This is a genomic window from Flavonifractor sp. DFI.6.63 (assembly GCF_024462255.1).
Taxonomy (GTDB): domain Bacteria; phylum Bacillota; class Clostridia; order Oscillospirales; family Oscillospiraceae; genus Lawsonibacter_A; species Lawsonibacter_A hominis.
In genome coordinates, this window is sequence record NZ_JANGBE010000009.1 from 65,952 (window position 1) to 84,910 (window position 18,959).

General features: G+C 65.2%; 17 protein-coding genes. 12 read left to right on the forward strand and 5 right to left on the reverse strand.

What is annotated here, in order from left to right:
- Window positions 1-34 precede the first annotated feature (34 nt).
- From NE547_RS06815 to NE547_RS06825, 3 genes are read right to left on the reverse strand one after another with little or no spacing between them, the layout of a single operon-like run.
- A complete protein-coding gene (locus tag NE547_RS06815) occupies window positions 35-2,347 on the reverse strand; it encodes a transglutaminase family protein (RefSeq protein ID WP_256175137.1) in 2,313 nt (770 codons plus the stop codon).
- Complete coding sequence (locus NE547_RS06820; protein ID WP_256175138.1) at window positions 2,344-3,351, reverse strand: DUF58 domain-containing protein; 1,008 nt, start codon at window positions 3,349-3,351, stop codon at window positions 2,344-2,346. The genes NE547_RS06815 and NE547_RS06820 overlap by 4 nt, the downstream gene beginning before the upstream one ends.
- Before the next feature lie 7 nt (window positions 3,352-3,358).
- On the reverse strand, window positions 3,359-4,291 hold the full coding sequence (locus NE547_RS06825) for a MoxR family ATPase (RefSeq protein ID WP_256175139.1): 933 nt from the start codon (window positions 4,289-4,291) through the stop codon (window positions 3,359-3,361).
- Between the two features lie 297 nt (window positions 4,292-4,588).
- On the opposite strand from NE547_RS06825, the gene rimP reads away from it, so the two are divergent.
- The 10 genes from rimP (at window position 4,589) to NE547_RS06875 (ending at window position 14,705) form a co-directional block, all read left to right on the forward strand.
- Window positions 4,589-5,044 carry a ribosome maturation factor RimP gene (gene rimP, locus NE547_RS06830; RefSeq protein ID WP_186906906.1) on the forward strand — a complete coding sequence of 152 codons (456 nt, stop codon included), beginning with the start codon at window positions 4,589-4,591 and terminating at the stop codon, window positions 5,042-5,044.
- Window positions 5,045-5,075: 31 nt separating this feature from the next.
- Complete coding sequence (gene nusA, locus NE547_RS06835) at window positions 5,076-6,224, forward strand: transcription termination factor NusA (RefSeq protein ID WP_186906905.1); 1,149 nt, start codon at window positions 5,076-5,078, stop codon at window positions 6,222-6,224.
- Window positions 6,225-6,337: 113 nt separating this feature from the next.
- Window positions 6,338-6,610, forward strand: a complete 273-nt coding sequence (gene rnpM, locus NE547_RS06840; RefSeq protein WP_186906904.1) for an RNase P modulator RnpM — start codon at window positions 6,338-6,340, stop codon at window positions 6,608-6,610.
- Window positions 6,603-7,205 carry a 50S ribosomal protein L7 gene (locus tag NE547_RS06845; protein ID WP_256175140.1) on the forward strand — a complete coding sequence of 201 codons (603 nt, stop codon included), beginning with the start codon at window positions 6,603-6,605 and terminating at the stop codon, window positions 7,203-7,205. The genes rnpM and NE547_RS06845 overlap by 8 nt, the downstream gene beginning before the upstream one ends.
- A 115-nt stretch (window positions 7,206-7,320) precedes the next feature.
- On the forward strand, window positions 7,321-9,723 hold the full coding sequence (gene infB / locus NE547_RS06850; RefSeq protein ID WP_256175141.1) for a translation initiation factor IF-2: 2,403 nt from the start codon (window positions 7,321-7,323) through the stop codon (window positions 9,721-9,723).
- A gap of 424 nt (window positions 9,724-10,147) precedes the next feature.
- The gene (rbfA, locus tag NE547_RS06855; RefSeq protein WP_186906901.1) at window positions 10,148-10,501 is read left to right on the forward strand and encodes a 30S ribosome-binding factor RbfA; all 354 of its coding nucleotides are present in this window, start codon (window positions 10,148-10,150) and stop codon (window positions 10,499-10,501) included.
- 2 nt (window positions 10,502-10,503) lie between these two features.
- On the forward strand, window positions 10,504-11,454 hold the full coding sequence (locus tag NE547_RS06860) for a bifunctional oligoribonuclease/PAP phosphatase NrnA (protein ID WP_256175142.1): 951 nt from the start codon (window positions 10,504-10,506) through the stop codon (window positions 11,452-11,454).
- Window positions 11,447-12,349: a tRNA pseudouridine(55) synthase TruB gene (gene truB / locus NE547_RS06865; protein WP_186906899.1), complete on the forward strand. Its 903-nt coding sequence runs from the start codon at window positions 11,447-11,449 to the stop codon at window positions 12,347-12,349. The genes NE547_RS06860 and truB overlap by 8 nt, the downstream gene beginning before the upstream one ends.
- Before the next feature lie 4 nt (window positions 12,350-12,353).
- Window positions 12,354-13,274, forward strand: a complete 921-nt coding sequence (gene ribF / locus NE547_RS06870; protein WP_186906898.1) for a riboflavin biosynthesis protein RibF — start codon at window positions 12,354-12,356, stop codon at window positions 13,272-13,274.
- 111 nt (window positions 13,275-13,385) lie between these two features.
- Window positions 13,386-14,705 carry a DUF1576 domain-containing protein gene (locus NE547_RS06875; protein ID WP_186906897.1) on the forward strand — a complete coding sequence of 440 codons (1,320 nt, stop codon included), beginning with the start codon at window positions 13,386-13,388 and terminating at the stop codon, window positions 14,703-14,705.
- 277 nt (window positions 14,706-14,982) lie between these two features.
- Here the strand turns inward: NE547_RS06875 and NE547_RS06880 are convergent, their stop codons facing one another.
- Both NE547_RS06880 and NE547_RS06885 read right to left on the reverse strand, forming a co-directional pair.
- A complete protein-coding gene (locus tag NE547_RS06880) occupies window positions 14,983-15,927 on the reverse strand; it encodes an SPFH domain-containing protein (protein ID WP_256175143.1) in 945 nt (314 codons plus the stop codon).
- A gap of 15 nt (window positions 15,928-15,942) precedes the next feature.
- Window positions 15,943-16,404, reverse strand: coding sequence for an NfeD family protein (locus tag NE547_RS06885; RefSeq protein WP_186906895.1), 462 nt, complete (start codon window positions 16,402-16,404; stop codon window positions 15,943-15,945).
- 152 nt (window positions 16,405-16,556) lie between these two features.
- Between NE547_RS06885 and NE547_RS06890 the strand changes: the two genes are divergently transcribed.
- On the forward strand, window positions 16,557-17,678 hold the full coding sequence (locus tag NE547_RS06890; protein WP_256175144.1) for a class I SAM-dependent RNA methyltransferase: 1,122 nt from the start codon (window positions 16,557-16,559) through the stop codon (window positions 17,676-17,678).
- 16 nt (window positions 17,679-17,694) lie between these two features.
- The gene (locus tag NE547_RS06895) at window positions 17,695-18,948 is read left to right on the forward strand and encodes a WG repeat-containing protein (RefSeq protein WP_256175145.1); all 1,254 of its coding nucleotides are present in this window, start codon (window positions 17,695-17,697) and stop codon (window positions 18,946-18,948) included.
- The last annotated feature ends 11 nt before the right edge of the window (window positions 18,949-18,959 follow it).

The following is an 18,959-nucleotide window of genomic DNA, read 5'->3' on the forward strand; positions in this document are numbered from 1 at the left end:
GGGGACGTTCCCTGCTTGCGCCCTTCCAGAGCGTCTACAGCCCGAACCAATACCGGAAGAGCAGCCGTCTCCAGCGGGGGAGCGCGGCGTCCACGCGGGCGGCGCAGGCGCGGGCGGCGGAGACAACGGCTTCCCGCTCCGGCTGGGTCATGGCGTGCTGGCTGAACGCGGCCTTTTTGGCGAGCGCTTCAGCCGTCTCCGGCATCACGCCGCCCCAGCGCTCCAGCCGCTGGAGGTAGAGATAGGCCTCGATCACGGCCCGGTTGGCGTCTGCCTGGCGGAAACGGCGCTCCCGCCGCCTCAGCGCCAGCCGCCGCCGCAGGGCGAACAGCGCCAGAAGCAGGCCCATCCCCGCCGGGAAGAGCAGCAGGCGTAGATCGAAGGGCGCGCTCTGGGCCGCCTGGGCCTGAGGCGTGGGCGTGGGCGTGGGCACGGCGGCGTTGGGGCCCCGGGACGGCGCGGGAGCCGCGCTGGGGGTGGGCGTGGGCTGCGCCGTTTCGGCCGGGGCGCCGCTCTGGCCGGGCTGCGCCCCGGCGTAGGCGGGGGTGACCTCCACGGGATGCCACCCGTAGCCGTCCAGGTAGATCTCCACCCAGGCATGGGCGTTGGAGTCGGGCACGCGGGCCGTTCCGGAAGAGGCCACGTCGGCCACGTAGCCGGACACATACCGGGCGGGGACGCCGTTATAACGCAGCAGCAGGACGGCGGCGCTGGCAAAATGCATGCAGTAGCCCCGGCGGCTTTCCTCCAGGAACCAGCGCACGTAATCCTCCCCCTCCGGGACGGCGGGCGTAGCCGGATCGTACACGGCCAGCTGGCCCAGGTAGTCGGAGATCAGGGCGGAAAGGGTCAGGGCAAACGCGGCGTTGCCCCCATAGCTGCCGTACATCAGCGCCTGATAGTGCTCGTTCTCCGCGCCGCCGGGCAGACAGGCCTCCGGCTCGGCCACCATGGAGATCAGGTGGCGGTACAGCGTGTCGCTCAGTGCGTCCGGCACGCCGGTGTAGTTTTGATAGACGAAGCGGGCGTATTCCTGCTCGGCGTCCCGGAGCTCCTCCGGCAGCTGGGCGCCGGAGAGCGGGTCGCAGTCGGGCTGCACATAGAGCGTATGCGTCCAGACGCCTTCCTCCCGGGCCAGATAAGCGTCGTGTACAAACTGCCCGCCGGAGATCTCTTCCGGAGTGGAGAGCAGCTGATAGGGATAGTATACATAGCCCGGATCGGCGCCCAGATTGCGGATGGTGACGCTGGCGTAGTCCTTGCCCGGAACACTGGCGCGGTCGGCCAGGGCGGGAAAATTCATGGGCTGAACGTCGTCCCGGGTCCAGGCGGGGCGGTAGGTGCTGCTGTAGAGGGGCTCGCTCTCGTAGCTTTGCTCATCCAGGGGCGCCCAGGAGCCGCCGTCGTATACCGCGCCGGAAAATCCGCGCAGGTAGAGCCGGCCCCGCAGGGAGGTGCTGACCTCCAGCACCGTACGCCCGGAATAGCGCAGGGGGCCCGCGTCGGCCAGGTCCACGCTGGCGTCGGCCCCGGACAGGGTGCCGCCGCCCCCCAGCTTCAGGCCGGGGAAGAGCCGGTCGCTTACGCGCACGGCCCAGTTGGTGATCGCCTCGTTGGCCTGGTCCGCCCAGGCGGGGCGCCGGTAGGACTCCTGCGGCAGAGCCACATTCAGCAGCAGCAGCACGAGTGCCAGCACCGGCAGGGCGACCAGACAGAGCCGCGCGCTTCCCCCGCCGTCCCACCGGGCGGTGAGCGAACAGAGCACAAGCACGCCCCAGCCCAGCAGTACCGCCATCAGGGGCAGCCATGCCGGGGTCAGGGTGAACGCCAGGGGAACGGCCAGGAAGGGAAGGGAGAAGAGCAGCGTCAGAAGACCGGAGCGCAGCCGGACGATGGACAGGCCCAGCAGCGCGCCCAGCGCCGCCGCGGCACACAGCGCCAGCGCGGTGGCGGCGCGGAGCCAGGTCTGCTCCGGGAGTTGGGCGATGGGGTGAATGTAGCTGTTCCGGCCCAGACTGTCGGCAATGGAATTGTGAACGGCGCAGCGCAGGGCGATCTCGCCCAGCGTCAGCGTATCCCAGAGACGCCACAGGGCCAGGAGCCACAGCCCCAGCAGGAGCAGCAGAAGCAGCAGGAGCGACAGGCGGCGCCGGGGCAGGGAAAAGACCCCCAGGAAAAGCAGGGCGCAGGCGGCGCAGCCCAGCAGCAGCGGCAGGGACAGAACCGCCGCGCCGAAGGCGGTCAGAAAGGAAAAAAGCGTCCCGGTCAGAATCAGAAAGAGCAGCGCCCCGTCCCCCAGTACGCCAAGAGGACCCCGCCGGGGCGTGCGGGCACGGCGACGCCTCATACCGCTGCGCCCCCTTTCAGGCCGTGGGCCGTCACGTGGATGTGGCGGCCTCCGGCGCTTTGGACGCAGAGCGCTCCGTCCAGAATGGAACGGCCCGTCTCCGGGGCGGGGGCGGAGCAGGCGGCGGCGAGGGCGGCGCGCAGGCCCTGCGCATCCTCCACCGAATGGTCCTCCACTGCGCCGCTCACGGGGTCGGCCCACTGGATGCGGTGGGGGCGTTCCCGTTCCAGCAGGGCCCGGGACAGGGCGCACAGACGGTCCAGCACGGCGTCCAGGGTCTCGGGCGTACCGAAATGATCGAAGCTCAGGATCAGTTCCGCCCGGCAGGGCTCCAGCACTTCCCGTACCACCAGCTCGTCCCGCTTGGTGGAGAGCTTCCAGTGGACGCTCTTCATGGGGTCGCCGGGGCGGTAGGCGCGCAGGTCATAGTCTTCGCCGGGGCCGCCGCCGGGCCGGGGCCGCAGGCGCTTTCCGCGGTCCTGTTCCCCGGTGAGCTCCGGAGGGATCTCAAGAGATGCGGGCACAGGCAGCACCAGCAGCTCCGCCTGACCGGAGACCGGGCGGGGAAGGGAGCACAACCCCAGCAGGTCGCATATGCTCAGCCGCGTCACGGTGCATACCAGGCGTCCGCAGTGGGCGGTGTCCGCGTCCAGGGAAAAGGCCGCGCCCCGGGAGGCGCCGCGCACCTCCCGACGGAGGGTCTCGGTCTGACCGGTCAGCTGGTTGACATAAGACAAACGGACCCGCAGGAGGGAGAGGGGAAGCCCGGCGGGGTTGCGCAGCCGGACCTGGAACCGGGCGGCGCCGCCCCGCTCCACCGCCGGGACGCAGGGAGAGAGCTCCAGGGCGCAGGAAAGAATGGCCGGCAGGCTCAAAGCCAGGGCCAGAACAGGAAAAAGGACCACCAGGGCAAGCAGGAACGCGGAGAACCAGCCCTTGAAAAAGATCTGGAACAGCAGGGCGGCAGCCAGGGCGGCGGCGTAAGCGACACGTCGGTGCAGCATGGCGGCCTCACTTGATGCGGGGCGCGGGCACGACTTTGAGCACGTCTCCCGCCGGATCGCATCTGCCGTCCTGCTGTGCCCGGGGTGAGCGGATCAGCCGGTGGCTGACCACATCGGAAAAGACGGTGCGCACGTCTTCCGGATTTACATAATCACGTCCCAGGACCAGGGCGGCGGCCTTGGCCATGGCGGTCACCGCGAGGGTGGCCCGGGGGCTGGCCCCCTGAAGGAGCATGGGATGCTCCCGGGTGGCGCCTACCAGGCGGACGATGTAATCCAGTACCGGATCGGACACGTGCACCGCATCGGCCTGGGCCCGGAGGGCGTTCAGGCCGTCCAGGTCCAGCACCTGTTCCACGCGCTCCAGCGGATTGCCGCTTTGTTTGCGGCGGACCATATCGGCCTCGTCCGAGGCAGTGGGGTAGCCGATGGACAGGCGCACCATGAACCGGTCCAGCTGGGAGTCGGGCAGCAGCTGAGTGCCCGAGGCGCCGGCGGGGTTCTGTGTGGCGATGACCAAAAAGGGCTGGGGCACCGGGTGCGCCGTTCCGTCCACCGTGACCTGGCCCTCCTCCATGGCCTCCAGCAGGGCGGACTGGGTGCGGCTGGTGGCCCGGTTGAGCTCGTCCGCCAAAAAGAGATTGCACAGCACCGCCCCCGGCTGATACTCCATTTTGCCTGAGAGCTTGTTGAAGAGAGAAAAGCCCGTAATGTCCGAGGGCATCACATCCGGGGTGAACTGGACCCGGTTATACTGTAAGGCCAGGGCCTTGGAAAAGGCCAGGGCCATGGTGGTCTTGCCCACGCCGGGGATATCCTCCAGCAGGATGTGCCCCCGGGCCAGAATGGCCAGCAGCGCCTTGGCCAGCACCTCGTCCTTGCCGACCACGGCTTTTTTTACCTGCTCCAGGATCGCCAGCGCCACACGGTTGCCTTCCATAAGCCAGTCTCCTTTGTCTCGTTTCATCCATAGGGTCTATTTTATCAAAGCGTACCATTATGTCAACGAAAATACGATTACAAATCCGCAGCCGCAGCTTTAGACGCAGCGCACATTGCCGAAGTTCCGGCGGCGGAAGCAAAAAATCGCGCCAAACCCTTGCGCTGGGGGCGCTTTTGTGGTATAGTTGGGCAGGATAGTAGTGGAAGTATGGTGAGAGTGGGGTTCGCCCCGCTCTTTCTTATTGAATAAAACCGGGAAGCAATTTTCTGGAAGACTTGAAACGGAGGTGAGCCCGTGGCGAAAGTGACCGAGCTGGTGCAGGGCCTTGCCGCGCCCATGGCGGCGGCGCAGGGCTGTTCGCTCTGGGATGTGGAGTACGTCCGGGAGGCGGGGCAGTGGTTTCTGCGGGTGTATATCGACAAGCCGGAGGGCGTTTCCATCCATGACTGCGAGGCAGTCTCCCGCCCTCTGTCCGACGCGCTGGATCAGGCGGACCCCATCGAGGGCAGCTATGTGCTGGAGGTCTCCTCCGCCGGGGCGGACCGCCCCCTGAAAAAACCGGAGCATTTTGAACAGTTTATAGGCGCGGAGGTGGAGGTGCGCCTCTACCGTCCGGCGGACGGCCGGAAGGATCATGTGGGGACGCTGCTGGCCTATCAGGACGGGGACGTGACCATCGCCGCGCCGCAGGGGGAGCGTACCTTTCCCAAAAAGGACGTGGCCCGGGTGAGATTGAGCGTGCGGTTCTGACGCCGCGTGGTGATTGTGAAGGAGAATAGCTATGCCGAAGAAGAATACGAAAGCGCAGAAGTCCAATGAACTGGACGGGGCGGAGTTCTTTGCCGCCATCGGACTGATCGAGAAGGAAAAGGGCATCCCCAAGGACTATATGCTGGAGAAGATCACCCAGGCCCTGGTCTCCGCTTATAAGCGCGATCACGAGGGCGTGGGGGACAACGTGGTGGTGGAGGCCAACGAGGCCGCCGGCACGGTGCGCATGTTCGTGAAGAAGGACGTGGTGGAGACCGTCGACAATCCCTGTACGGAAATGAGCCTGGAGGAGGCCCGTCAGAAGCTGCCTCAGGCCGGCCTGGGCGATGTGATCCGCATTGAAGTGCGTACCCGCGACTTCGGCCGAATCGCCGCACAGACCGCCCGCCAGGTCATCATCCAGGGCATGCGGGAGGCCGAGCGGGGCATGATATATGATGAGTTCAGCTCCAAGGAGCATGAGATCCTCACCGGCGTGATCACCCGCGTGGACCCCCGCTCCGGCGGGGTGAGCCTGCGCATCGGCTCCGGCAGCGAGGCCACCGAGGCCTTCCTCGCCCCCGGCGAGCAGGTCCGCGGCGAAAGCTACGTGGAGGGCATGCGCCTGAAGGTATACGTGGTGGAGGTCCGCCGTTCCACCAAGGGGCCCCAGGTCCTCATCTCCCGCACCCATCCGGGCCTGGTCAAGCGCCTGTTTGAGCTGGAGGTACCCGAGATCTACGACGGTACCGTGGAGGTCAAGTCCATCGCCCGGGAGGCGGGCAGCCGCACCAAGCTGGCCGTCTGGTCCGCCGACCCCAACGTGGACCCCATCGGCGCCTGCGTGGGGCCGAAGGGCCAGCGGGTCAACAATATCGTAGACGAACTCAAGGGCGAGAAGGTGGATATCATCAAATGGTCTGAGGACCATGCCGCCTATATCGCCGCAGCCCTCTCCCCCGCGGACGTCATCAGCGTCGCCACCCAGGAGGAGGGCAAGACCTGCCGGGTAGTGGTGCCCGACGACCAGCTCTCCCTGGCCATCGGCAAGGAGGGGCAGAACGCCCGGCTGGCCGCCAAGCTGACGGGCTGGAAGATCGACATTAAGCCCGCGTCCGCCCCCGCCGGGGAAGAGCCGGAGGACGTGGTGCTCGAGGACGAAGACGAGACTGAGGCGTAAAGCCCACGCAGGAGCCCCGGGGGACGGGGGCGCTGCGGGCGGGGAAAAGGCGCGCGGCGAATCAGCGCGCAAACGCCTCAGCGAGTGCAACAGCGGGAAGGGAGGAGCGTACCGTGCCCAAGAAGATACCCCTGCGCCAGTGCGTCGGCTGCCGGGAGATGAAGCCGAAGAAGGAGCTGATCCGGGTGGTCAAGTCCCCGGAGGGAGAAGTCTCCCTGGATTTTAAAGGGAAAAAGCCGGGCCGGGGCGCCTATGTCTGCCCCGATTTGGAGTGCCTGAAGCGGGCGCGGAAAGCCAGGGCCCTGGAGCGGGCCTTTTCCGCCCCCATGCCCGACGGGGTGTATGACGCCCTGGAGGAGCAGATGAAGGAGGGCGGAGATGGATAGTGTGCTGCACCTGATCGGCATCGCCAGGAAGGCGGGACGCCTGGAGATCGGGGAAGAGCCGGTGGGCGCCGCCGCGCGGGCGCGGCAGGCCAGGCTGATCCTGGTGGCCGCCGACGCGGCGGAGAACAGCGCCCGGCGGGCCGCCCACTTTGCCGAGGCGGGCAAGACCTGCGTGCTGCGTCTGCCCTATCCCAAGAGCGTGCTGGGGGGCATGGTGGGGCGCGCGTCCTGCGCCATGCTGGCCCTGACCGACGTGGGGCTTGCTTCCGCGCTGGCCGGAAAGCTGGCCGGGGCGGACCCGGAGCAGTATGGCGCGGCGGCGGCGGAGCTGGCGGTCCGGGCGGAAAAGACCCTTCAGTGCCAAAAGGAACAGCGCCGCCACGAGAAAAACCTGCAAACGGGCAAAAAGAAGCCCTGGGCCGCGCCGCCGAAGGAAGCGCCGCACCCGCCCGGCAGGGCGGAGGAGCACCGCCGCAGAGCCGGCGCCCAAGCCGCAAGGCCTGGGACGCCGCCGTCCAAGGCGGAAGCGCCCGCACCCAAGCCCAAGCGTTCCCTGCCCCGGGGCGTGGTGACCGTCAAGAAGAAGACGCCATGAGACGAAATGGCATACGTGAGCATTGGAATGAACCGGGCTTGTTCCAATAAGAAAGCGCAGCGCAGGCGCCGCGTTTTCCTATTGGTGCAAGCCTGCCAGTTGGAGGTGGCTTTATTTGCTGAACAAGTATCGAGTCCATGAGGTGGCCAAGGATTTTGGCAAGAACTCCAAGGAGATTGCCGATATCCTGACCCAATACGCGACGACGCCCAAAAATCACATGCAGGTGCTGGATGACCGCGAGCTGTCGCTGATCTTTGAGAGCCTGACCCAGCGCAATCAGGTCGAGAGCATCGAGAGCATCTACGCCGATGTGTACCGGGAGCCCAAGAGCGCCCAGAGCGCCAAGGCTCCTGCGCCCCAGCAGCAGAACCAGGGGAACCGCCCGGCCCAGCCGAACCAGCGCCCGGCCCAGAACGGCGGCCAGCAGCAGCCCCGGCGGGAGGCCCAGCCCCAGGCCCAGAAGGCGGCCGGGGCGGCGGGCGCGCAGACCCAGAACAACGGCGGCCAGCCGCCGGCAAACCGCCCCGCCACCCGGGTACCGGAAAAGAAGGTGGTGGATACCCGCAAGGGCGGCAACGTCAACCTGGAGAAATACGACGAGCGGCTGGAGAAGCTGGCCGCCGGAAAGACCAATCAGATGCAGGCGGGCAAGCAGAAGTTCCAGGGCCGCAACAACAACCGCCGGGGCGCGTTCCAGGGGAACAAGCGCCGCCAGGAGGAACAGGAGAAGATGCGCCGGCTCCAGATGGAGATCGCGAAAAAGACCCCCCTGGTGGTCAAGATCCCCGACGAGATCAGCGTGGGCGAGCTGGCTTCCCGCATGAAGAAGACCGGGGCCGAGGTGGTCAAGACCCTGATGAAGAACGGCGTCATGGCCTCGCTCAGCGATGTGATCGATTTTGATACCGCAGCCATCATTGCCGAGGAGCTGGGCTGTAAGGTGGAGAAGGAGGTCATCGTTACCATCGAGGAGCGCCTGATCGACACCGCGGAGGACAAGGAGGAGGATCTGGTGCCCCGGGCCCCCGTGGTGGTGGTCATGGGCCACGTGGACCACGGCAAGACCTCCCTGCTGGACTATATCCGCTCCGCCAACGTGGTCTCCGGCGAGGCCGGCGGCATCACCCAGCATATCGGCGCCTACCAGGTGGATGTGAACGGCAAGACCATCACCTTCCTGGATACCCCCGGCCACGAGGCCTTTACCGCCATGCGCGCCCGGGGCGCCATGGTCACCGATATCGCCATCCTCGTGGTGGCCGCGGACGACGGCATTATGCCCCAGACCGTGGAGTCCATCAACCACGCCAAGGCCGCCGAGATCCCCATCATCGTGGCCATTAACAAGATGGATAAGCCCGACGCCAACCCGGACCGCATCAAGGAGCAGCTCACCGCCTACGAGCTGGTGCCCGAGGAATGGGGCGGCGAGACCATCATCTGTCCCATTTCGGCGAAGACCGGCCAGGGCATCGACGAGCTGCTGGAGATGGTCACCCTGACCGCCGAGATGAAGGAACTCAAGGCCAACCCCAACCGCACCGCCCACGGCGCCGTGATCGAGGCCAAGCTGGACAAGGGCCGCGGCCCGGTCGCCACGCTGCTGGTGCAGAACGGCACCCTCCATCAGGGCGATGTGATCATTGCCGGTACGGCGGTGGGCCGGGTGCGTGCCATGACCAACGCCAAGGGCGAGAAGGTCGCCGAGGCGGGCCCCTCCGTGCCGGTGGAGATCATCGGTATGGGCGAGGTGCCCGGCGCGGGCGACGACTTCCACGCCGTGGCTGACGAGCGGATGGCCCGTGAGCTGGTGGAGCAGCGCAAGCACGAACAGAAGATGGCTGCCTCCGGCCCGGTGGGCAAGGTGAGCCTGGAAGATCTGTTCAGCCAGATCAAGCAGGGCGAGATGAAGGATCTGAACATCATCGTCAAGGCCGATGTGCAGGGCTCCGCCGAAGCGGTCAAGGCCAGCCTGGAGAAACTCTCCAACGACGAGGTGCGGGTGCGGGTCATTCACTGCGCCGTGGGCGCCGTCAACGAGAGCGATGTGATGCTGGCCACGACCTCCAACGCTATTATCGTGGGCTTCAACGTCCGCCCCGACAACAACGCCAAGGATACCGCCGCCCGCAATCATGTGGATATGCGGATGTACCGGGTCATTTACGACTGCATCAACGAGATCGAGACCGCCATGAAAGGGCTGCTCTCCCCCAAGTTCAAGGAAGTGGAGCTGGGCCAGGCCGAAGTGCGCAATGTGTTCCGGATCACCGGCGTGGGTATGGTGGCCGGCTGCTACGTCACGGGCGGCAAGATGCAGCGGGGCGCCCAGATGCGCCTGCTACGGGACAACATCGTCATTTACGACGGCGCCATCGCATCCCTCCAGCGCTTCAAAGACAGCGTGAAGGAGGTCGCCCAGGGCTACGAGTGCGGCATCACCTTTGAAAAGTTCCAGGATATCAAGGAGGGCGATGTGATCGAGGCCTTCCTGATGGAGCAGATCGAGGTGTAGACCGTCAGGATTTGGCGAGCACCAGACTGCCCCGGTCGCCCTCCTTGGGCCCCGCCGCAGGCGGGACGGTGCATTGCGCCGCACAAGCGTTTTCGCAAAGCGGAAACCTTGGCGCAGGGCCGGATTTACTCCGCCCGAGCCTGTGAAGGAACCTGGGGGACCCCGCGGCGCAGGGCGCCGTGGGGTGGGCGATGGGATCGAGGCCTTCCTGATGGAGCAGATCGAGGTGTAGACGCACGCCTGCCCGGGGAAAATACCGGGGTGTGCCGGAGGACTTCCATCCGGCCATGGAACCGCTGCCTGTTGCGAACGGGCAGGTGTGCCGCAAATTTCGCATTTATTTAAAAACGGATACAGGCCCGTTCCGTCCCCAAGTCATTTGAGGAGGGGCGGGCCTGTATTGCGTTTCTTGAGGAGATAGGTTATGGCAAGTAATCGCATCGGACGCATCAACGAGGAGATCCAGCGGGAGCTGGCTAATCTGATCCGCACGGTGAAGGATCCGCGGGTCCATGGACTGGTGTCCATCACCGCGGTGGACACCACCTCCGACCTGCGCTACGCCAAGGTCTATGTCAGCGTGCTGGACCGCAGCGACGTAAACGAAGTGGTCCGCGGGCTCAAGTCCGCCGGCGGCTATCTGCGGCGGGAACTGGGGACAAGGCTGTCCCTGCGGTATACCCCGGAGCTGGTGTTCGAACGGGACGACTCCATCGACAAGGGCGCCCACATCCTGGAGGTTTTAAAGGATATCGAGCGCAGAGAAGAAGGGAATTGAATTTGGATTACAGGGAAGCCGCGGCGCTGCTGCGGGAGCAAGACGCTATTTTGATCCTGACCCATAAGCGCCCCGATGGGGACACCATCGGCTGCGCCGTAGGGCTGTGCGCTGCACTGCGGAAGCTGGGCAAACAGGCCTGGGTGCTGCCCAACCGGGACGCCACCAGCCTGTTTACCCCCTATCTGGAGGGCTATCTGGCGCCCGAAGCGGTCCGGCCCGCCTTCGTGGTAAGCGTGGATATCGCCGGACGCAGCCTGTTTACCCCTGAGGGGGAGGTGTGGCTGACGCGGGGCATCGACCTGGCCTTTGACCACCATCCTTCCTACGAGGGCTTTGCAGCGGCGTGCTGCGTGGACCCGGGCCGGGCGGCCTGCGGGGAGCTGATTTACGACGTGGTGCGCCAGCTGGGGCCTGTGACGGCGGAAATCGCCCAGCCGCTCTATGTGGCGGTGTCCACCGATACCGGCTGCTTCCAGTATGGCAACACCACCCCGGCCACCCACCGGGTGGCCGCCGCGCTGATGGAGGCCGGGATCGATTACGCCAGCCTCAACAAGCGCCATTTCCGCACCAAGTCCTTCCGGCGCCTGCGTATCGAGAGCATGATCGTGGAGGGGATGGAGCGGTACGACGGGGGAAAGACGGCCGTCGCCGCCGTGACACTGGCCATGATGGCCGCGCTGGGCGCCCACGAAGAAGACGTGGAGGATATCGCCGCCTTTGTGGGCCAGACGGAGGGGGTGGAGACCTCCGTGACCATCCGGGAGCTGGCGGAGGGCGAGTGCAAGCTGAGCGTGCGTACCAGCGGCGGGCTCAACGCCACCCGCGTGTGCGCCCTGCTGGGGGGCGGGGGCCATGCCGCCGCCGCGGGCTGTACGGTAAAGGGCTCCGTGGCGGACGCCAGGGAAGCCATCCTGAACGCCATCCGGACGGTACAGCGGGATGGCTAACGGGATCCTGGTCGTCGATAAGCCGTCGGGTTGGACGAGTATGGACGTCTGCGCCAAGCTGAAGGGTCTCTTTCAGGAGCGGCGGGTGGGACACGCGGGTACCCTGGACCCCATGGCCACGGGGGTGCTGCCGGTTTTTCTGGGCCGGGCCACCCGGGCGGTAGAGTTCGCGGCGGAATCCGAAAAGGAATATATCGCCGCGTTAAGACTTGGAGTTATCACGGATACCCAGGATATCACCGGGAGCGTGCTGGAGACGCGGCCGGTCGCTGCGGGCCGGGAGGAGCTGGAGGCCGTGCTGGAACGCTTCCGTGGGGAGATCGCGCAGGTGCCCCCCATGTATTCGGCGGTCAAGATCGGCGGGAGGAAGCTTTACGAGCTGGCCCGAAAGGGGACCGAAGTGGAGCGTCCCAGCCGGCGTGTGACCATCCGCGCCCTGGAAGTGCTGGAAGAGGCGGATGTGCGGAGGGATGCGCCCTGCGGGTTTGAACCGGAGCCGGATACCTGGTTTCTGCGGGTGGCGTGTTCCAAGGGGACCTATGTGCGCACGCTCTGCCATGAGATCGGACAGGCCCTGGGCTGCGGCGGCACGCTGTCCGCCCTGCGGCGCACCCGTGCGGCAGGGTTTGGCCTGGAGGGCGCGGTGACGCTGGAGCAGGTGCGCGCGGCGGGGGATCCGGCGGCCCTGCTGCTGCCGGTGGACGCCTATTTTGCCCGGTATCCCGCGCTCACCGTGCCGGACGCGGCCCTTTCCCGGGCGAAAAACGGCAATCCGTTCCCCTGTGCCGCAGCCGACGGGGACTGGCGGGTCTACGGTCCGGACGGGGCCTTCCTGCTGCTGGGCCGCTGTAGGGGAGGACAGATGAAGACCATCAAAAGCTTTTTCGAGGTGTAGTCGCTTGGATACCAATGAGAACGTAAGAAGGGTCGTCGCCCTGGGCTTTTTTGACGGAGTGCACCTGGGCCACGGGGCGCTTCTGCGCCGGGTGGGAGCCATCGCGGCGCAGAAGGGGGCCGTCCCCGCGGCGGTGACCTTTGATACCCACCCCACCAATCTGATCCTGAACGTGCCGATGCCCCTGCTTACCTCGCCCCTGGACCGGGCGGAGCTGATGCGCCGGTATTACGGCATCCGGGATGTCATCGTCACCCACTTCGACGAGCGGATGATGCACATGCCATGGCAGGAATTTGTCACTCAATATCTGGTAAAAGAGAACGGCGCGGTCCATCTGGTGGCGGGACACGATTTCCACTTCGGCTACAAGGGGGAGGGCAACCCGGAGCGGCTGGCCCAGCTGTGCGCAGCGCAGGGGATCGGCTGCGATATCGTGCCCAAGGTGGAACGGGATCACATCACGGTCTCTTCCACCTATATCCGCACGCTCATCGCCCAGGGGGAGATCGAGCGGGCCAATCAGTTTTTGGGACATCCCCACACGCTGACCGATCGGGTCTCCCACGGCAAGAAGCTGGGCAGCACACTGGGATTTCCAACGGTAAACCTGCGCTTTCAGCCGGGCGTACTGGTGCCTGCCTTTGGCGTGTATGCCACCCGTGTTTTTTTTGAAAACGGGGACAGCCGTCCGGCGGTGACCAACGTAGGGGTGCGCCCCACGGTGGACGACGGCGGCCGGGTCAACGTGGAGGGATTTATCCTGGACTTCAGCGGGGATCTGTACGGACAGACCATCCGCATGGAATTTTACAAGCGCCTGCGGGGGGAGCGGAAGTTCCCGAATCTGGAGGCGCTGCGCAGCGAGGTCATGCGCAACGCGGAACAGACCCGCGCCTATTTCAAGCGCACGGAAGAACGATAAACGCCTTGCGCGGCGCCCAAGTCCTTTTACGGACACTGGCCGCACACGCAAGCATATGAGCAAGCCCATGTAAGACACGACATTGCCGATCTGCCTGAGAGGGGAACTGCTATGCGCTATCGAAGAATGTACCCGGCCGCACTTTGCTTTGCCGCCTTCTTGGCGGCGATCGGGCTGATATTGGACGATCCGTCCAATATTCTGCCGGGCCTGTGGAAGATCATGATCACCGAGGACGCCCTGATCACCGATTATATGGAGATCGCCGGGGTGGGGGCGGCTTTTGTCAATTCCGCCCTGGTCACCCTGATCAGCATCGGCATCCTCTATCTGGCCAAGGACCCCATCAACGGCTATACGGTGGTAGAGATCGGATTGATGGCCGGGTTTGCGCTGTTTGGGAAGAATATCGTCAACATCTGGCCTATCATCGGCGGGACCTTCCTTTATGCCAAGCTGCGGCGAGAGCCCTTTTATACGTACGCGTCGGTCTCGCTGCTGGCTACCGCGCTCTCGCCGGTGGTCAGCTATGTGGCGCTGGACAACGGCTGGGGCAATCTGCCGGCAGGCGTTTTGGTGGGCATATTGATCGGCTTTATCCTGCCGCCCCTCTCGGCCTATACCTATAAGATCCAAAACGGAATGAATCTGTACAACATGGGCTTTGCCTGCGGGCTGCTGGCCCTGATCCTGGCCCCGGTGATGAGCTCCATGGGGGCCGACCTGTCCACCAATTACCACTGGGCCACCGGCTATAATCTCCCTTTGGGGGCGGCCATGGGCGGCATGTGTATCGTGTTTATCGCAGCAGGGCTCTTTTTCTGCAAGCGCCCGGTTTGGGCGGCCTGGGCGGGCTACCGACGCCTGCTCCAGACCACCGGCCGCGCCCCCAGCGATTACCTGCGCATGCTGGGCTCCGCCCCGGTACTGATCAACATGGGCGTCAACGGGCTCATCGGCATCGTGTTTATCCTGGTTACCGGCGGTGATCTGAACGGGCCCACCATCGGCGGGATCATGACCATCATCGGCTTTTCCGCCTTCGGCAAACATGCCCGGAACATTACGCCCGTCATGCTGGGCGTGGTGCTGGGCGGATTGCTGCTCCACCAGGATCTGGGCGCCGGCGCCATGCAGCTGGCCATGCTCTTCGGCACGACGCTGGCTCCCGTCTCCGGCTATTTCGGATGGCCGTTTGGGATCGTGGCGGGTTTTCTCCACTCAGCGGTGGTGCTCTATGCGGGATCTCCGGTGTCCGGCCTCAACCTGTACAACAACGGCTTTTCCGGCGGGTTGATCGCAATCGTGCTCTACCCCATCATCACCGCCGCCATCCGTCACCGCAAGCCGGAGCTTCAGGACGAGGATTACTTCGACGCATTCGAGCATGATACGCCCACCGTTCCGCCGCCCCCCGGAAAGGAAAAATGATCGGAATGCAAAAAGCGGCGCCGTCCTTTTGGACGGCGCCGCCCGGCTTATCGAAAGACCCTGAGACGACGCAGGAAAACAAAGCGTTCCTGCGAAAGGGAAACGCCCCGTGCAGGGCTTTCGCCGCCGCAGCGGCGAAAGGGACTGAAGATCCGTCTTTTCTAAGAACACGCGCCTTAGAAAAACCACCGCTCAGCCCGCAAACGTGCGCGCGCGGCGCGTGCGCTGCGGCGGGCTGCCCCCCTTCGGGAACAGGCCTGCTCGAGACAGCGCATAGTTACCTGGATGCGTCGTCTTGGGCAGGGGCCTTGGGCTTGTTGGGCTCCACCCCGTCGAAGACGGCTTTCGCACTGGCGCACAGGCCGGCCAGGCCCTGGATCTCGCTGGGAATGATGATCTTGGTGGCCTTGCCGTCGGCGGCGGCCTGGAAGGCCTCCAGGGCGCGGATCTTGACCACCTGCTCGTTGGGGTTGGCCTCGTTGAGAAGCTTGAGCGCTTCGGCGGTGGCCTGCTGGACCTTCATGATGGCCTCCGCCTCGCCCTCGGCCTTCATAATGGCGGCCTGCCGGGCTGCGTCGGCCCGGAGGATGACGGACTGCTTCTCGCCTTCCGCCACCAGGATCTGACTCTGCTTCTGTCCCTCGGCCTGGAGGATGGCCTCCCGGCGTTCCCGCTCGGCCTTCATCTGCTTTTCCATGGCGTCCTGGATCTCCCGGGGCGGGATAATGTTTTTCAGCTCCACCCGGTTGACCTTGATGCCCCAGGGGTCGGTGGCCTCGTCCAGGATGGCGCGCATCTTGGAGTTGATGATGTCGCGGCTGGTCAGGGACTGGTCCAGCTCCAAATCGCCGATGATGTTGCGCAGGGTGGTGGCGGTGAGGTTCTCAATGGCGCTCATGGGGTGCTCCACGCCGTAGGTATACAGCTTGGGGTCGGTGATCTGGAAGTAGAGCACAGTGTCGATCTGCATGGTGACGTTATCCTTGGTGATGACGGGCTGGGGAGCGAAGTCCACCACCTGCTCCTTCAGAGAGACGGCTTTGGCCACTTTTTCAATAAAGGGGACCTTGAAGTGGATACCGACGCCCCAGACGGAGTGGAATGCGCCCAGCCGTTCGATGACATAGGCCTTGGACTGCTGGACGACCTTAATGTTGGTGGCCAGCACCAGAATGACGAGTACGATGAGAATGATCACGATGATGGGAATGATCGGCGGCATGTCAGTTCCTCCTTTTTAAACCTGCGGCGTCCGCGCGGCTTCCGCCGCCGGCGTCACGATAACCTTGACTCCTTCGATCCGCAGCACCCGCACCTTGGCGCCCGAGGGGATCGCGGCCGCATCCGGCTCCGTCCGGGCGGTCCAGACCGCGCCCTGAACGGTGATCTGGCCCTGGGCCTTCAGGTTGTCGATGTCCTGCGTCACGATCCCCTCCGCCCCGATGACCCGGTCTGCATTGGTGGCTACCCGGGCGGGGTTGACGTACTTTCGGGCCAGCGGCCGCACGGCCAGCAGGCACAGGAACGAGACCACCAGGAACAGCGCGATCTGAAGCCAGATGTTGGAGACGAAGAAGGACAGAATGAGCGCACACAGCGCGCCCACACCGAACCAAATTGAGGTCAGCCCCACGGTAATTGCCTCGGCGGCGAATAAAAGCACCATGGCGACCAGCCAGAAGATACTGGGAACCGGCACAGGCACCCCTCCTTTTTCGGTTTCTGGTTCTATCCTAACACAGCGCAGGGAAAAAAGAAAGTAATTTCGCGTTCCGGATTTGCCAAGCACAGGGAAATCAGGTATACTATACTGGACTGAAATCAGAAGGCGTATGAGATGGAGCGGATCGGATGAAAGAAATGCTGCAATTGGCCGTGCCCACCCTGTTTGGGCTGGAGGGCCTGTGTGCCGAGGAGCTGCGGCGGCTGGAGCTGCCTGAGGTCCGGGCGGAAAACGGGCGGGTGCTCTGCCGGGCGCGGGCGGAGGATATTGCCCGGATCAACCTGAACCTGCGCACCGGCGAACGGGTACTGCTGGTGCTGGGCAGTTTCCCGGCCGGAAGCTTCGACGCTCTGTTTGAGGGGACCCGCGCGCTGCCCTGGGAGGAGTTTGTTCCGCGGGAGGGGAGCTTCCCGGTAAAGGGACATGCCCTCAATTCCGCCCTCCACGCGGTGCCCGCCTGTCAGGCCATCGTGAAGAAGGCGATCGCCGCCCGGCTGGGGGAGCGGTATGGATTGGAGCAGCTGCCCGAGACCGGGGCCCTTTACCAGGTGCAGTTTTCCATTATGAAGGACACGGCCACCCTGATGCTGGATACCTCGGGGCCGGGACTGCACAAGCGGGGCTACCGGGCGGTGGGCGTGACCGCACCCCTGCGGGAGACCCTGGCCGCCGCGCTGGTGCTGCTGTCCCGCTACCGGGGCAGGGACCCCTTCTGCGACCCGTTCTGCGGCTCGGGCACCATCGCCATCGAAGCCGCGCTGATCGCCAAGAACCGGGCCCCGGGGCTGTCCCGGGCCTTCTCCGCCCAGAAGTGGCGGTGGCTGGACGCCAAAAGCTGGCTGGATGCCGCAGACGAGGCCATGGACAGGGAATTCGGCGGGACGTATGACATCTGGGGAGGCGACGTGGACCCCAAGGCGGTGGAGATCGCACGGGCCAACGCCGTCAAGGCGGATGTGGAGGATCTGGTGCGCTTCGAGACGGCGGATGCCGCCCGGTTCCGGCGGGATACGCCCTATGGCCGGGTCGTCACCAATCCGCCCTATGGAGAACGCATCCTGGAGAAGCGGGAGGCGGAGGAACTTTACCGCGCATTCGGCCGGGCAGTACGTGGTCTGCCGGAGGGGTGGCGCGTGAGCGTGCTCTCCTCCCACACCGAGTTCGAGCGGACGTTTGGGCGCACGGCGGACAAGAAGCGCAAGCTGTACAACGGGATGATCAAATGCGATCTGTTCCAGTATGGAAGATAACGGGAAGGGAACTGCCATGAAGCATCGAAACGCAATCCGTCTGACCGCCGCGGCCCTGTGCCTGTGCCTGGCCGCGGCGTGCCTGTACCCGTCCGCCCAGGCTGCTCCGGCGGGCTCCACGGTCTGGGGATTCAGCGAGGGGATGGCCCTGTGCGAGTTGGACGGCAAATGGGGCTACGTAAACGCCGGGCGGGAGGTGGTCATCCCCATCCAGTACGACAGCGCCGTCTCCTTCTCCCTGGGACTGGCCGCCGTGGAGCTCAGCGACAAGCTGGGCGTGATCCGGCAGGACGGTACTTATCTCATCCGGCCCGAGTATGACAGCCTCATGCCCATCAACTGCGGGTTGTATGTCGTGCAGAAGGGGATCAAGTGGGGCGTAGTGAGCATCCTGCCCTTTTCCGACGGGCAGGGCGGAGCGACCCAGGTGCTCTATGATCTTTCCTACGACAGCATCCAGGTGGTGGAGCAGGGGGGCAGTCAGGTGCTGGAGCTGACCCGGAAGGGCGTCAAGACCATTGTGCCGCTGTTTGAGCTGCCCGGCATTCTGGCCCAGAAGGGGGCACCCTCCGCCCAGTTTCCGCTGAACCGGGGCAAGCTCCCCGGCTTTTCCGACGTATCCCCCCGGGACTGGTACGCCCTGTGGGTGGATGTGGCCTATAATGTGGGCCTGATGGAGGGCGTGGGCGGCAATCAGTTTGCGCCTGGCCGCACCCTGACCGTGGCGGAGGCCCTCAAGCTGGCCGCTACCCTGGAGAGCCGCTACCGGGAGGACGACTTCCATCAGCGGCCCGGTTCCGGGAAGGACTGGTACAGCGCCGCGGTGGACTACTGCATCGCCAGCGGCATCATCACCAGCGGAGCGTTCCGGGAGACGGACTATACCAGACCGGTCAAACGCTGGGAGATGGCCTGTATCTTTGCACACACCAGCCTGGCAAAGGGGATGCCCGCGCGCAACAGCCTGGAGCGTGTCCGCGCCGCCGTGCCCGACGTGGGCATGGGCACGCCCTGCGCGGAGGAGATTTACAGTCTGTATGCCAAAGGGGTCCTGGCGGGGGTGGACGCCAACCTGACGTTCCGGCCCGACGGCGCCCTCACCCGGGCCGAGGCGGCGGCCATCGTCTCCCGCATGGCCCGCACGGAACAGCGTATCACCCTGTGGAGCGTGAGCTTTTTCAGCCGTCCCGCGGCGCAGGACGCCCTGCCTGCGGAGAGCGCCGCTTCCGAGGAGGCGGGCCCTCTGCCGGAGGAGGCCCCGAGTCCCTGAACCTTCTCCAA